Below are 13,227 nucleotides of genomic sequence, written 5' to 3'. Positions count from 1 at the left end.
GTCGCCCTCCTGTTTTATTTCTGCTTAGTAAGCACTGGCTTCAAACAGCAAATGAACATCGCTGATCACACCTTCGCGGAAGCCACCTTCGCAATAACACAGATAAAAATCCCACATGCGGATAAAGCGCTCATCAAAACCAAGTTGCAACACCTGATCACGTTGCTCCAGAAAACGCTGGCGCCAACACTTCAAGGTTTGTGCATAGCTTTGACCAATATCTTCCAGATGTTTGAGACGAAGTTTTTGCTCAGAAGCCGTTTGCGTCATCACACTGATACATGGAATAAAACTACCGGGGAAAATATAACGCTTAATATAATCCACCGTATTTAAAGCTTTAACATAGCGTGCATCTTCAATGGTAATCGCCTGTATCAAGGCTAGACCATTCGGCTTAAGGAGCTCGCGGCATTTTTGGAAATAAGTTGGTAAATATTGCTCACCCACTGCTTCAATCATTTCAATCGACACAAGCTTGTCGTATTTGCCTTCTAGTAAACGGTAGTCTTGAAGCTGTACAGACACCCGATGAGACAGCCCTGCTTCAGCAACTCGGGCTACAGCCTCATCATATTGTGCCTGGGAAATGGTAATGGTGGTCACCTTACAGCCATAATGCTGAGCCGCATAAATGGCAAAGCCTCCCCAGCCGCTGCCAATTTCAACCAAATGGTCCATCGGTTGCAATTGAAGTTTTTGGCAGATCAGTTCTTTTTTATAATCTGAAGCTTGTTCCAAGCTCATACAAGGGTCTTTAAACACCGCACTGGAATACATCATGCTGGAATCTAAGAACAATTTAAAAAAATCATTGCTCAAGTCATAATGCTCAGCAATATTCTGACGACTGCCATCAATCGAATTCTTGCGGGATTTATACCAAGCCTTGAGTACCAGCTGGCTAGCTTTTGCCACCACATTTTGATTCATCCGATCAAGCACATCACGATTACGCGCTAGAATACGAATTACATTGACCAGATCTTCACTGCTCCAGTAACCACGAATAAATCCTTCTGCTGCCCCCAGTACACCATTACGGAACAACAGTTCCATTAGACGGGTATCGTGCACCTGAATCACGGCCTGCAGATCACTGTTTTCGCCAACTGTTCCGCTCCAGATGCCTTTAAAAATCAGCTGACCATGCCGCAATTTCAGCAAATGCCGTAATACCACCGGCAGTTCGGTGTGCTCTCCCATTAACAGTGTTTTCATAGTCATGTCTTTCCTTTTTCTTTTTTAGGATGGCGGTAAAACGGAATTTTCTTTTTCCATAAACGAAAGGCATGCAGATAAATTCCGCTGACCATCCTGAAGGGTTCAAGAACTTTCAGTACAGCATAGCGATGCTGCTGTGAAGGAACTGTGATGGCCTGCAGGGAAAATTTCAGGGTGGCATCGAATTGCAGCACGGCCTGCTCAAACAGCTGCATATGAATCACATTTTGTTGTTCTGAAAAGCTAAAACGCCAACGATAATCTAGCTCCATCGGCATGAACGGCGACACATGAAAGTCCTTTTTAAAATCAAACTGGTGACTTTGGTACGGCGCATGTTGGTCTGCATTGTTTCGGCAGTCGTGAATGTAGACCTGTCTTTCATTCCACGGTGTATTGGTAATTTCACTAAGTACAAATATCAGTTGGTCGGTGGCATCTAAGACTAGATAAAACACTACAGAATTAAAGCGAAAGCCGAGTGTTCGTGGCAAAGCCATTACTCGGATAGATGCGGCATGCGGTAATAGATAGTTTTCCCGCTTGATGAGCAAACGTGAGACCTTCTGCCGAATCGAACCATATTCCATGGTCAGAAAATCCCGCTCATCTAGGGTCAAGAAATTCCAGCGGCTGGAAGACCAGAGCCAGGATTTACCGGTAAAGGTCGCGAGCTGATCCGGATCAAACCATAGATAGGTTAGCTGGGTCTCAAAAGCATGGGCTTTGGGCAAATAACGTCGGTGCCGGATTTCGGCAGAGGCAATCGCCAGTGGATACATCTGCATCATGTGCTCCTAGGCGGCCTGTTCGGCCTGTTTCAATAGCTGATCGACTACCCATGATGCGCTACGCGCCCCATCCTCATGAAAGCCCCAGCCCCAGTAAGCACCACAGTATGAAGTGCGGTTTTGGCCGTTGACCTCGACCCAGCGTTGCTGTGCTTCAATCGCCGGGGCATCAAACACTGGATGACGGTAATGTCGTTCTACCCAGACTTTTTTCGGATTCAGGGCAAAATTAGGATTCAGGGTGGCAAAGACTTGGGTTTTGCAGTTCAGGTTCTGCAACTGGTTCATCCAGTAGCTAAAGCCATAATGTGTGCCACTGTGCTGGAATGGCGTCTGTTCAGTGGCCTGAGTCGGCGTGACGTGTACATGCCAGCTGGCCCACTGGCGACGGGATTTGGGCATGATAGAGGTATCGGAATGTACCACCATGCGGTTATCCTGATAGCGGAACTTGCCTAGCACGTCCAGCTCCTGCGCGGTCGGGTCTTTCAGCAGTTTCAGGCTGTCATCGGCGTGGCTGGCGAAAATCACCCAGTCAAAACGCTCGCTACCTTGTTGGGTTTCAATCAGTACATCATTGGCGCTGCGAGACACCTGATGCACAGCAGTTTTACGGAAGGTGATATTGCACTGGGCTTGAATGGCACGAACGTAGCGAGCTGATCCACCCTTGACCGTCAGCCATAAAGGACGGTCTTTGAGCTGCAACATGCGATGATGCTGGAAAAAGCTCACCACAAATTTATAGGGAATCTGTCCGGCCTGTTCCACCGGACAGGACCACAGCGCTCCACACATCGGATAGAGATGTTCATGACGGAAGGCATCGCTATAACCATGGTGATTTAAATACTCATCAATACTTAGCTGTGCATCGACCTGTTCCACATCCAGATCTTTATTGGCCGCATAGAAACGGAACAGATCCGACAACATCGCGCGAAAATCTGCATTAAAAAAGTTTTGAGGTCGGAACAATAACGAGAATTTTTTTGAAGGATTGTACTGTAAGCCACTGACCTGATTATTCACCGAAAAGCCCATGTCACTGCTTTGCGATTGAATCCCAAGTTCTTTTAGCATGGCGCAGAACAGCGGATAGTTATGCTCGTTAAACACAATAAAGCCACTGTCCACCGCAACCTGTTCACCATCGATATTCAGCTGATGGGTATCGGTATGACCACCAAAGTAGTTCTTCTTTTCAAATACTGTGACTTCATGCGCTTTGCTGAGTTTCCAGGCAGCGTACAGACCGGAAATACCTGAACCAATAATTGCAATTTTCATGGCGATTCCTTTGAATGAATAGTCGGAGTGCCGGTCTTGGCAGCTTTTTTCTGTTTTCGAGCCCGGGCAATTTTACTGACATCATAGACCCGTGGCGGAATCGGCTTGAGTCCCCAGACCAGCCCGAACAAAGACATGAGTTTCAGCAGGTAATAGGTCACATCAATCTGCCACCAGTAAAAACCCTGCCGTGTACTGCCGGCATAATAATGGTGATTGTTGTGCCAGCCTTCGCCCAAGGTAATGATTGACAAGAATAAGTTGTTGCGGCTGTGATCTTCAGTGTCAAAATCCCGGCTGCCATAATGATGCGCCAATGAGTTAATACACAAAGTGGCATGGAGCAGCAACACAGTGGAGACCACAAACCCCCAGACCAGCAATTGCAGGCCGGAGGTACCGAGTTGCGGCCAGGTCATAGCCAGCCACTCCCCTAGCGCGTAAATACCGCCCGCGGTCAGCACCACCACAATTAAACTGAAACGGTCCAGCCAGATCAGTTCCGGATATTTCAGCCAATCTCTAATGACTTCTTTACGCGTGGCAAAGTTATATTCGTTTAAAAACCAGCCAACGTGGCTGTACCAAAAACCATGCGTGGAGGAATGCGGGTCTTGCAAGGTATCGGTATAGCGATGGTGATAACGGTGATGCGCCGCCCACCAGAGCGGGCCACGCTGCGCACTCATGGTACCCATCAACACAAACAGGAACTGTACCGGACGCGAAGTCTGAAAAGTTTTATGTGACAGATAACGATGAAAAAAAGCGGTGATGGAAAACATGCGGATCAGGTAGAACAGCAGCATAAAGCCAATCGCAAACCACGACACTCCCACCCAGAACACGGCGAGACAGGCTAGATGTAATAGAATAAAGGGTAAAATCCTCAGCCACTGAATCTTGCTGTTTTCAGCCGTCAGTGTTTCGGGCGCTGTGGGTGTAGACCAGCTGTCTATCCATCGCATCAGACTTTTCAACATGGACTCATCCTACTTTTAAGCGGTTGTCTTTATTCTATTTGATGAGTCTAATCAGTCAGATATGAATTTTATGTGAAGTGAAATAAAAAAAAGCCGAACTGTAGAGAGACTAATGAGTTCGGCAAAAGGGTAACAGATTAATGCGGCAATTTGATCAGTTTTGTGATGTCATAACCATAATATTTTGCTGTATCCAGATAGGACTGATAAGTGGCTTGATCCAGTTGCGGTTCACGTGACAAAATCCATAGGTATTTGGTACTCGGTCCACCGACCAGCGCCACTTTATATTCCGGGTCTACTCGTAATACCTAGTAATGCCCTTTGGTAAACGGAATCCATCTTAAACCTGGCGACAAAAAGCTGACTTTCAGTTTGCTGTTGCCCTGATTTTGCGGATAGGCCACCCCTTCAGAGCTTATCATTTCACCATTTTCAATCCGGCAGCTATTTAAGACGTCCATGGTCTGATCGGCATTGACAGTGTATTGTGCCGAGATATCCGAGACACATTTACGCTGAAAATACATCGGTAAATGCGCAATTTCATACCATTTACCCGCATACTGCCGGATATTCACCTGATCGACTGCCTGAGGGGCAACCGTTTCAGCTCGAGCAGTAAAGCTTAAGCTGATGATGGCCAGCGCTGTAACTGCAAAAACCGACTTGAATAGCATCTTCATTTTTAAGCCTTGTTGTATTTGAGACTTAAGATAACCCAGGTGGGTGTGAACAAAGCGTGAAGATTAAATGCAGAATGAAGGTAGGAGAAATTTCAATCTTACAGCCTGAGAAAATGGGGAAAATCATTTCTTCTTGGATCCCCTTTTAAAGCGGTAAATTGGTTTTTTAGATTCAATGTAGCAATATTGTCGATAGTATTATTTAAAAAAGCCAACTAGATCAACATATTAATTCCTGAACCAATCATCTTTTATAAGGCAATTAAATATACATATAAAAAAACTTGATTAATTTTATTTTTAAGGTATAGTTAACTCAACTAGAAAAAAGTCTTGTTTCATTAAATCTCTCTTAAGTATCGTCGTTTTATTCATAATTCTTCGTTTTTTTCAGATTTTAAGTTTCATTCTTTATTATTTTCAAAGTTATATGCAGTCAATAAAATGACTAAAAATTATTAAAAAATCAGTAGGATTTATTATGTCAAACTCAAATGTTGTTAAAGGTACCGTTAAGTGGTTCAATGAAACTAAAGGTTTTGGTTTTATTCAACAAGAATCAGGTCCAGATGTTTTTGCGCACTTTAGTGAAATTGCTAACTCAGGTTTTAAAACATTATTCGAAGGCCAACAGGTTGAATTTAGTATTGCTCAAGGTCAAAAAGGACCGAATGCGGTCAATATTGTTGCTATATAAGCACTAAAATACGAGTTTAAAAAGCACTACTCAGTGCTTTTTTAATTTTAAAGAAAAAGTTGTTTTCCATATTGGAAAAAATCATAAAAACAGGATATAAATTGTTAAAAGTTAATGAATTAATAGCAAAATCTAAAAATGGTACTGAAATTATCGTTTCTTTAATTCCCTTAAATAAAATGCAGAATACACGTCAAGGTTTTAAAGAAATTGAAGTGGGAAAAAGAGTTCTGCTGGAATCTGGAATTGAGGTAGATTTAAATTTAGATGGTCGTACATTTTATACGTCTTTAAATCAATTATTTAAGCTAAATCAAAAAGTTATTTAAAAAATAATATATTGCTTAATTAATTGAACAGCCGCTCCATAATCTTGTTAAAGGTAAAATAATGTTTAAACAAAATCTAAATGTAAAAGACCAATTCGGTATCAAATATTCTATTCAGGCCACGGTTGAGCGCAATTTTAGTGCTAGCCAGTCTTGTTCCCATGTCAAATATATTACCGTGGATGGTGAAGATATTCGGCCCAGTTTTGAAATGTTTTTCCAAAGTACTTCTAGCGGAAAAATTTTCAAGATTATTTAAGTCGATGAACTACTCACAGCTAAAACAAAGCCAATAATATAAAAATATTTATATCTTATAGCTTTATATTATTTATAACTAATATAATAATTTTAAATTTCTAGTGGCTTAACTCGCCCTTAAAAGAGCGAGAATGCGCACTATATTTGTTCAAAATTTCAAAGCCATTCTTTGCTGTCATCGGCAACAGGTGTTCCATGCATCACATGCTGAATCATGGCATAAGCAATACTGCCCTTGAAGGGAATTTCGGGTAACTGATCAAACTTGAAAAATTGCGCGTCGCTCAGTTCATCTTCCTGAATCTGAATCTCACCCGAGTGATACTCTGCCCTGAAGGCCATCATCAGATTGCTGGGAAACGGCCACGGCTGGCTGGCCAGATATTGAATGTTTTTGATCTGTAGCCCCACTTCTTCCATCGTCTCACGGCGTACCGCCTCCTCCAGGGTTTCGCCCACTTCGACAAATCCGGCAATCAGGCTGTACATCTGGGTTTTGTTGCGGGCATTTTTTGCCAGCAGAATTTCATCTGTACCCCGAGTAATGATAGTGATCACACAAGGATTCACACGTGGATACTGGTTATAACCACAGGATGGGCAGACCATGGCATAGTGACTGACGTGCTGCTGGGTCGGGTGGCCACATTTACTGCAAAAGCGGTGATTACGGCGCCACTCGAGCAATTGCACAGCACGACTGGCTTGTTCAAACTGTGGCCTGCTCCAGACCTGCACCAATTGCCGGATCGGGACTAGTTGATAGCCTTCAGGTACTAATTCATTTTCTTTTAGATCCCGTGCAATGACTTGGCCATTTTCCGACAGATCCAGATCATGCTGCAGTCTTGCGACCAGCGGCAACTGAAAATGCTCATCCACCATTAATTGCTGCTGTCTAAAAATATACGCTTTTGAATGCATGCTCATGACATCCACTGATTAAAAAAAATCCCATACATGGGGGTGTATGGGACAAAACTAAGGAAACTTACATAGAGTAACTTCTCTTTAGATACTAAGCGCACGCTTCCTGAATTACAACCATAATAATTTGTATCTTTTTGATTAAAATCACATAATTTTCACAACAATTATGACTTCAGGAATAATGCGAAGCGAATTTCATCAACTGGATGTAGCATTATAGAGATGAACACTCTGTTATTGTAGCAATCATGATTCATGTGCAATGTCAGCAGATCATCTGGTCGGGTTGAATTTACTGAACATGTGGACTGATCTGTGTTTTCACAAAAAATTGAACTGTCTGGCTTTACACTAGACTATCTTTGATCGGGTCTGGAAGGGCTATGCGTTTCGGTTTAATTTTAGGTGACCAGCTTCATCATCAGCTTGCTACGCTTAAAGCGCTAGACCGTACCCAGGATGTGATCCTGATGGCCGAAGTGGTTGAGGAAGCGACTTATGTCGCCCATCATCCGCAGAAAATTGCCCTGATTTTTAGCGCAATGCGGCATTTTGCCAAAGAGCTCAAAGCGGAAGGCTGGCGTGTACGTTACCATGCTTTTCAGTACGGCAGTCCGATTCGTAGCCTGCTGGATTTCGTACAGGCACAGCAACTGCTGTTCCCCGTCACAGAATTGGTAATGACCCGATGCGGGGAATACCGCCTGCAGCAGCAGATTGAAAAGCACTGGAGCCAGCAGCTGCAACTGCCGGTACAGTGTCTGGATGACGATCGTTTTTTCTGTAGCCCGGAGCAGTTCCGGCACTGGGCCAGCCGCTACCAGACGTTGCGCATGGAATATTTTTACCGGGAAATGCGTAAACAGACCGGTTATTTGATGCAGAGACAGCAGCCGCTTGGACAACAGTGGAACTATGACAGCGCCAATCGCAAGGCATGGTCAGGCACTCCACCATTGCCTCCAACACTTCATTTTGAACGCGATCAGATTGATCTGGATGTAATGCAAATGGTTGAGCGCGAGTTTCCGCTTCACGCTGGCAGCCTTGACAACTTCCGCTGGGCCACCACACGTAGCAATGCTCTGCTTGCACTGGAGCATTTCATTACCCACAGTTTGCCGCATTTTGGAGATTATCAGGATGCCATGGTTCAGGGTGCAGACATGCTGTTTCACAGCCTGCTCTCGCCTTATCTAAACTGTGGCTTGCTGCTGCCGCGAGAAGTCTGTGATGCCGCAGAAACGGCCTACTATGCCGGTCATGCACCACTGAATGCAGTGGAAGGTTTTATCAGGCAAATCCTCGGCTGGCGCGAATATGTCCGCGGAATTTACTGGCTGTACATGCCGGAGTATGCCAGCCGCAATGCGCTGCAGTACTCAACCCCGTTGCCACAATTTTACTGGACTGGCCGCACTCAGATGAACTGCATGGCTGAGTGTTTCCGTAATACTTTTCAGCATGCGTATGCACATCATATTCAGCGTTTGATGGTGACTGGAAATTTTGCCCTGTTAACGGGTGTAGACCCGCAGCAGATCAGTGAGTGGTATCTGGCAGTATATGCCGACGCCTATGAATGGGTAGAACTACCGAACACCTTGGGCATGGTAATGCATGCCGATGGTGGCTTAATGGCCAGCAAGCCCTATGGGGCTTCGGGCAATTATATCCATAAGATGTCGGATTACTGCAAGCACTGTAGCTACAATGTCAAAACCCGTACCGAACCGGACAGCTGTCCTTTCAACAGCCTGTACTGGTATTTCATGATCCGGCATGAAGCGACATTCCGTACTCATCCACGTATGTGCATGATCTATCGACAGCTGGACAAGCTTAAAGATCGGCCTCAGATTATCAGCCATGCCCAGCAACTTCTTAGCCGGATTGATGAGTTATAAACCATGAAAAAACAGCATCTGCCTGAAAAAATCTGTATCCACTGTTTGCGCCCTTTTACTTGGCGCAAAAAATGGCAACGCTGCTGGGCGGAAGTCAGATACTGTTCTGAACGATGTAAACGTGAGTCCAGACGGTAATCGAAATCAAACACTTAGAAACGCTTGTATTGGCGTGAACAATAGGCCCGTATCACGTCGGGTGAACGTAGCTGCAGATGTTTGGTTTTTCGGCCAGTCACGCGTGCACGCCACATTTTAAAGCTACTGAGTTTCATATTTTGCCGCATCAAGCGGATGACCGCCGCTTCATTTAAACCATACTCACATAAAATAGCTTCAAAAGGGGTTCGATCTTCCCAAGCCATTTCTATAATTCTAGATAAGTCTTTTTCAGAAAATTGATTCATACCATTCTCGTTTTTAATCATCATGAAGCGTCAATAAGCTTTATCGACTTTAATCTGACTAAAAGAATAACAATATAATCATGAATTTTTTGTGATCTTTATCTAGTTTACGGCCTCAGCACGAATAAAAGGGCTAGTTAAACTGGCCCTTTTAAATCTTGAACCGTACCGGGTTTGTCGGAGACTTTTTTATTTAAGTTAGGCCGCCTGACCTAACGGGTTAATCTTATCATAGTACATTGCTTCAAACTCAAAAGGCGATACATAACCCAGTGCAGGCTGATATAACCACGATCCCCGTAAAGCTTTGCTTCTAAGCCTTCCACTAAATGCTCAACCATTTTTATATCGGCCACATGCCCATTAGATAAAGCAGAACAAGCGATTTCGCCATATTGATTCATCGCTATGTGTAATTTACAGCCATAAAACCATCCCATTGAGCTTTTGCCACGAGATGCAATCTTAGCTAATGATTTATGCCGTTGGATGCGTTGATTTTTACAGACTGGTAAAGTGGTTGAATCGACCCATAAATATTGGCTGCATTGGCCTTTCATTAAGGCGACATGTAAGGCATGGAATGCATATTGATGAGGTGAATCATCCGTTGCTAACAGGACAAGCTTTTAAATAAAGAGCTTTTATCCTGTTTCAGCCCTGAAAAGAATGCTTTGAAATTATTAAAGTGAGAACACTTATGCCAAATGGCGATAAAAATAATTTCTGAGGAGGCTGAGTTGAGCTGTTCGAATTCTTACAGAGTGACGACTTTGTTTGAGAAATTTCCAATAAGTTGCTTCAAATTTAAGAAAGAAATCATCAATTACGCAGAATAATTCGGTTCTATTAAACATCAGGGCTAGAGCTTTAGGTTTGGTGTGGTAACTCAACTGATGGCTCTAGTCCTTTTATTCTTCAAGTCAATTTCTTATCCGCGATTCGGGTTATGTAAGAGAATTAATTCTTTTCTTGCTTTTTTCCAAGAATTGTCAAAATTATGATCAATATTTGCAAAATAAAATGTAAAGTCTTTATCTGAAATATTTTTACGAACTTTTTCCTTTAAACCATTCCTACCCTGTGGTTTGTTGTGTAAAAGAGCTTGGTCCTCTTTACTTAAAGAGGTATAAACTTTAATAATAAATTCCTGACGAACTTTTGTTGAAGTCGAACTTTTTAGCGGGTGAATATTTTGATAACGATTAATTTTTAAAATAATTTTTTTAACTTTTACTATAGGTATAAAATAATTCTCACATTTATTAGCAAACAGCCTCCACTCTCGCAAATCATTTCCCTGAGGAAAACCCTCCTTAATCAGAAAGTCTAAGAAACTATCGGTAATAGGATAAGAAAGCTTTTCTGCTTCAATCACAATAAGTTTATCTGGTGGCATCATAGCACTTTTAAGAACCTGTAAAATAGACCGATAATATTTCACTATTTCATCTTCTGAGAGTTGATCTACTTTGCTCGACTCTCCTTCAGTTTTTCTCAATATTATTTGCATAGCCGTGTAAAACGGAACTTTTGAAAAACTTGTGTTTAAATCTAAATAAAGAATCGACTCATTGATCTGCTGTTTTTCGCTTTCTAAAATTCTTACTTTACTTGCCGCCATTTCCAATGAATTTTTTATTCCATAAGCATCATTCATACCGCTACCTATTCGCTACCTTTTTTTATTTTAATAAAAAACCACTTACGATTAGTGCACGTAAGTGGTTGTTTTATATGGTGGGCCCAGACAGACTTGAACTGTCGACCAACGGATTATGAGTCCGTTAACATAGTAATTTAAAATCAACAAATTAAAAATATAATGTCAATACTATCATATATTTATGTAATTTTAATAATTTATTATTAACTCTTTTTGTTGATTAATATATATTGATTTTGCTTACTACTTGCTTACCAGATGCTTACTAGAATGAAGTTAACAAAACCTGCTATTGATAAAATTGATTGCTCAGACAAAAATAAACCAACTTTTTTTTGGGATGAGAAAACACCAGGATTCGGCGTCAAAGTTACACCTAAAAATAATAAAAGCTACATTTTCCAAGGCCGTATTGGTCTTCAAAACCGTCGTATCAAAATTGGTGACGTTGATGTATGGAAATTAGATGAAGCTCGTAAATATGCACAAGAATTGGCGATTATGTGCCACAAAGGGATTGACCCATTAATCGAGCGTAAGAAAGCTTTAGCTGATAATAAAGAACTGCTAAAACAAGAAAAACGCAAAACTATTAAATTTAAAGATGTATGGTTTGAATATTTAAAAGCAAGACAACCTAATTGGCGACCAAGAAGTTATCAGGACCACATCGAATTATCTAGAGGTGGTTACGATCCTGAAAAAAATAGTGTTTATACCAGTCAACCCATTTTTCAACTGTTTGAGTACAAACTTTCTGAATTAACTGCAGATGTATTATGCGATTGGCTTGATCACAATGACTTCCGTCCAACAACATCAGCTAAAGCATACAGACTTACACGAGCTTTCCTGAATTGGTGTGATGAACACGAGGATTATGAAAACTTAGTGCCTCCAAAATCATACAACTCAAAAAAAGTTAAAGATAAAGTCCCTTCCCCAAAAGCCAAGAATGATTGTTTGATGAAACAGCATCTAAAACCATGGTTTGAAGAGGTAAATAAGTTAACTAGCAGAAAAATAGCGATTTTTTTGATATGTAGTTTAATCACTGGTTGCAGAAAGAATGAGCTGCTTTCATTAAAATGGACAGATGTCGATTTTCGTTGGAAAACAGCAAAAGTCAGGGATAAAATTGAAGATGAAGGTCGCCTAATTCCTCTAACTGCATATGTTGAAAGCTTATTATTAGAACTAAAGAAAAATTCTGATTCTAAATTCATATTTAGCAGTAAGGGCGCTGAATGTGGCCATATTGTTAATCCTTACGATAGCTTAGAGAAAATATGTAAAAAACTGAATATTGAACTTACTCCCCATGGATTGAGGAGATCATATAAAACGTTAGCTATTTGGGCAAAAATCAATGAAGGATCTTTAGCACAGATATCAGGTCATAAACCAAGTGCATTAGTTGAAAGGCACTACATCGTACGACCTATGGATATGCTACAAGAAACACTACAAGAATATGAGGATTGGATTTTGCAACAAGTGCGAAATGGCATTAATTGAAATACCTCGATACGGACTAATGCCAGTCAGTTAAGAAATTGACTGGTAAAGGGTGTAAATAATTCTGTGTAAATACAGTTTTAAAAATACTTGGTTACACGCTCTTCAAAAGAGGGCGTTCAAAAATCTATGTCAGTAAATTTGACTAGATTTTAATTATATCGATCTAATCGACCTTCAAAGTAAATGGATAATTGAGTAATGTGTGAAAATTGAGACTTCTACTGACATTTTGGTAAATTTCACCTCATGTCATAGGAGTTTGAATTTTGAGTACAAAAGCCCAACGGGAAATTGCCCATAAATTAAAAGTGTTTGCTCATGCTGAACAAAATGGCAATGTTGTATTGACCTGTCGATATTTTGGTATTTCACGAAATACTTTTTATCGTTGGAAGAAGAATTATAAATCGTAAGCGTCCGCTGAACCCCATGCCTATTTTTTAATTCGGTTCAGGTTTCCAGCGGTGTGGTAGCAATTCTTCAATCTGAGTCACTTTATGTGTCGGCAACCTTTTCAGCACATCACTTAAATAGG

15 protein-coding genes and 2 pseudogenes are annotated in these 13,227 nt (G+C 41.6%); 7 read left to right on the top strand and 10 right to left on the bottom strand.

Translation table 11 applies throughout. The features are described from left to right. Nucleotides 1–24: 24 nt before the first annotated feature. From FTU71_RS10760 to FTU71_RS10740, 5 genes and pseudogenes are all read right to left on the bottom strand, one after another. A complete protein-coding gene (locus FTU71_RS10760) occupies nt 25–1,227 on the bottom strand; it encodes a cyclopropane-fatty-acyl-phospholipid synthase family protein (protein WP_087549558.1) in 1,203 nt (400 codons plus the stop codon). Continuing rightward, nucleotides 1,224–2,012 (bottom strand): DUF1365 domain-containing protein, encoded by a 789-nt coding sequence (locus tag FTU71_RS10755; protein WP_087549659.1) that lies wholly within the window; start codon nt 2,010–2,012, stop codon nt 1,224–1,226. The genes FTU71_RS10760 and FTU71_RS10755 overlap by 4 nt, the downstream gene beginning before the upstream one ends. A 9-nt stretch (nt 2,013–2,021) precedes the next feature. Further along, nucleotides 2,022–3,305: an NAD(P)/FAD-dependent oxidoreductase gene (locus FTU71_RS10750; RefSeq protein WP_179994248.1), complete on the bottom strand. Its 1,284-nt coding sequence runs from the start codon at nt 3,303–3,305 to the stop codon at nt 2,022–2,024. Continuing rightward, nucleotides 3,302–4,288: an acyl-CoA desaturase gene (locus tag FTU71_RS10745; protein ID WP_179994247.1), complete on the bottom strand. Its 987-nt coding sequence runs from the start codon at nt 4,286–4,288 to the stop codon at nt 3,302–3,304. Before FTU71_RS10745 ends, FTU71_RS10750 begins: the two co-directional genes overlap by 4 nt. A 137-nt stretch (nt 4,289–4,425) precedes the next feature. Beyond that, nucleotides 4,426–4,974: pseudogene (locus FTU71_RS10740) on the bottom strand (lipocalin family protein). Nucleotides 4,975–5,455: 481 nt separating this feature from the next. Between FTU71_RS10740 and FTU71_RS10735 the strand changes: the two are divergent. From FTU71_RS10735 to FTU71_RS10725, 3 genes are all read left to right on the top strand, one after another. Beyond that, the gene (locus tag FTU71_RS10735) at nt 5,456–5,671 is read left to right on the top strand and encodes a cold-shock protein (RefSeq protein WP_004799092.1); all 216 of its coding nucleotides are present in this window, start codon (nt 5,456–5,458) and stop codon (nt 5,669–5,671) included. A 101-nt stretch (nt 5,672–5,772) separates the two neighbouring features. After that, nucleotides 5,773–6,000 (top strand): hypothetical protein, encoded by a 228-nt coding sequence (locus FTU71_RS10730; RefSeq protein ID WP_004761266.1) that lies wholly within the window; start codon nt 5,773–5,775, stop codon nt 5,998–6,000. A gap of 61 nt (nt 6,001–6,061) precedes the next feature. Beyond that, nucleotides 6,062–6,259: a hypothetical protein gene (locus tag FTU71_RS10725; RefSeq protein WP_168405434.1), complete on the top strand. Its 198-nt coding sequence runs from the start codon at nt 6,062–6,064 to the stop codon at nt 6,257–6,259. A 158-nt stretch (nt 6,260–6,417) separates the two neighbouring features. Here FTU71_RS10725 and nudC read toward each other — a convergent pair whose 3' ends face one another. Continuing rightward, nucleotides 6,418–7,191 (bottom strand): NAD(+) diphosphatase, encoded by a 774-nt coding sequence (gene nudC, locus FTU71_RS10720; protein WP_179994246.1) that lies wholly within the window; start codon nt 7,189–7,191, stop codon nt 6,418–6,420. Nucleotides 7,192–7,574: 383 nt separating this feature from the next. Here nudC and FTU71_RS10715 point away from each other — a divergent pair, with 383 nt between their 5' ends. Together FTU71_RS10715 and FTU71_RS10710 are read left to right on the top strand one after the other, a co-directional pair. Next, entirely contained in the window at nt 7,575–9,098 is a 1,524-nt protein-coding gene (locus FTU71_RS10715) for a cryptochrome/photolyase family protein (protein ID WP_180006139.1), read from the top strand. A gap of 3 nt (nt 9,099–9,101) precedes the next feature. Beyond that, entirely contained in the window at nt 9,102–9,236 is a 135-nt protein-coding gene (locus tag FTU71_RS10710; RefSeq protein ID WP_163145909.1) for a DUF2256 domain-containing protein, read from the top strand. 14 nt (nt 9,237–9,250) lie between these two features. Here FTU71_RS10710 and FTU71_RS10705 read toward each other — a convergent pair whose 3' ends face one another. From FTU71_RS10705 to FTU71_RS10695, 3 genes and pseudogenes are all read right to left on the bottom strand, one after another. Next, a complete protein-coding gene (locus FTU71_RS10705; protein WP_179994245.1) occupies nt 9,251–9,505 on the bottom strand; it encodes a TIGR03643 family protein in 255 nt (84 codons plus the stop codon). Between the two features lie 278 nt (nt 9,506–9,783). Beyond that, a pseudogene (locus tag FTU71_RS10700) lies at nt 9,784–10,362 on the bottom strand (IS982 family transposase); the annotation flags it as partial. A 74-nt stretch (nt 10,363–10,436) separates the two neighbouring features. Continuing rightward, nucleotides 10,437–11,165, bottom strand: coding sequence for a hypothetical protein (locus FTU71_RS10695; protein WP_179994244.1), 729 nt, complete (start codon nt 11,163–11,165; stop codon nt 10,437–10,439). 276 nt (nt 11,166–11,441) lie between these two features. Between FTU71_RS10695 and FTU71_RS10690 the strand changes: the two genes are divergently transcribed. Both FTU71_RS10690 and FTU71_RS10685 read left to right on the top strand, forming a co-directional pair. After that, nucleotides 11,442–12,689 carry an integrase family protein gene (locus tag FTU71_RS10690; RefSeq protein ID WP_131261641.1) on the top strand — a complete coding sequence of 416 codons (1,248 nt, stop codon included), beginning with the start codon at nt 11,442–11,444 and terminating at the stop codon, nt 12,687–12,689. 269 nt (nt 12,690–12,958) lie between these two features. Further along, nucleotides 12,959–13,105 (top strand): helix-turn-helix domain-containing protein, encoded by a 147-nt coding sequence (locus FTU71_RS10685; protein WP_373684963.1) that lies wholly within the window; start codon nt 12,959–12,961, stop codon nt 13,103–13,105. A 27-nt stretch (nt 13,106–13,132) separates the two neighbouring features. Here FTU71_RS10685 and FTU71_RS10680 read toward each other — a convergent pair. Beyond that, nucleotides 13,133–13,227, bottom strand: a 95-nt coding sequence (locus FTU71_RS10680) for a transposase domain-containing protein (protein ID WP_178867550.1), incomplete at its 5' end; no start/stop codon positions are given.

The sequence above is a fragment of the Acinetobacter sp. YH12136 genome (assembly GCF_013418545.1).
GTDB classification, from domain to species: domain Bacteria; phylum Pseudomonadota; class Gammaproteobacteria; order Pseudomonadales; family Moraxellaceae; genus Acinetobacter; species Acinetobacter towneri.
This window is presented reverse-complemented; position numbering and strand designations above follow the sequence as displayed.

Coding starts and splice junctions, on each gene's coding strand:
- nudC (WP_179994246.1), bottom strand. CDS start 7,191: ATGAGCATGCATTCAAAAGCGTATATTTTTAGACAGCAGCAATTAATG.
- FTU71_RS10715 (WP_180006139.1), top strand. CDS start 7,575: ATGCGTTTCGGTTTAATTTTAGGTGACCAGCTTCATCATCAGCTTGCT.
- FTU71_RS10725 (WP_168405434.1), top strand. CDS start 6,062: ATGTTTAAACAAAATCTAAATGTAAAAGACCAATTCGGTATCAAATAT.
- FTU71_RS10745 (WP_179994247.1), bottom strand. CDS start 4,288: ATGTTGAAAAGTCTGATGCGATGGATAGACAGCTGGTCTACACCCACA.
- FTU71_RS10690 (WP_131261641.1), top strand. CDS start 11,442: ATGAAGTTAACAAAACCTGCTATTGATAAAATTGATTGCTCAGACAAA.
- FTU71_RS10755 (WP_087549659.1), bottom strand. CDS start 2,012: ATGCAGATGTATCCACTGGCGATTGCCTCTGCCGAAATCCGGCACCGA.
- FTU71_RS10750 (WP_179994248.1), bottom strand. CDS start 3,305: ATGAAAATTGCAATTATTGGTTCAGGTATTTCCGGTCTGTACGCTGCC.
- FTU71_RS10710 (WP_163145909.1), top strand. CDS start 9,102: ATGAAAAAACAGCATCTGCCTGAAAAAATCTGTATCCACTGTTTGCGC.
- FTU71_RS10735 (WP_004799092.1), top strand. CDS start 5,456: ATGTCAAACTCAAATGTTGTTAAAGGTACCGTTAAGTGGTTCAATGAA.
- FTU71_RS10705 (WP_179994245.1), bottom strand. CDS start 9,505: ATGAATCAATTTTCTGAAAAAGACTTATCTAGAATTATAGAAATGGCT.
- FTU71_RS10760 (WP_087549558.1), bottom strand. CDS start 1,227: ATGACTATGAAAACACTGTTAATGGGAGAGCACACCGAACTGCCGGTG.
- FTU71_RS10695 (WP_179994244.1), bottom strand. CDS start 11,165: ATGAATGATGCTTATGGAATAAAAAATTCATTGGAAATGGCGGCAAGT.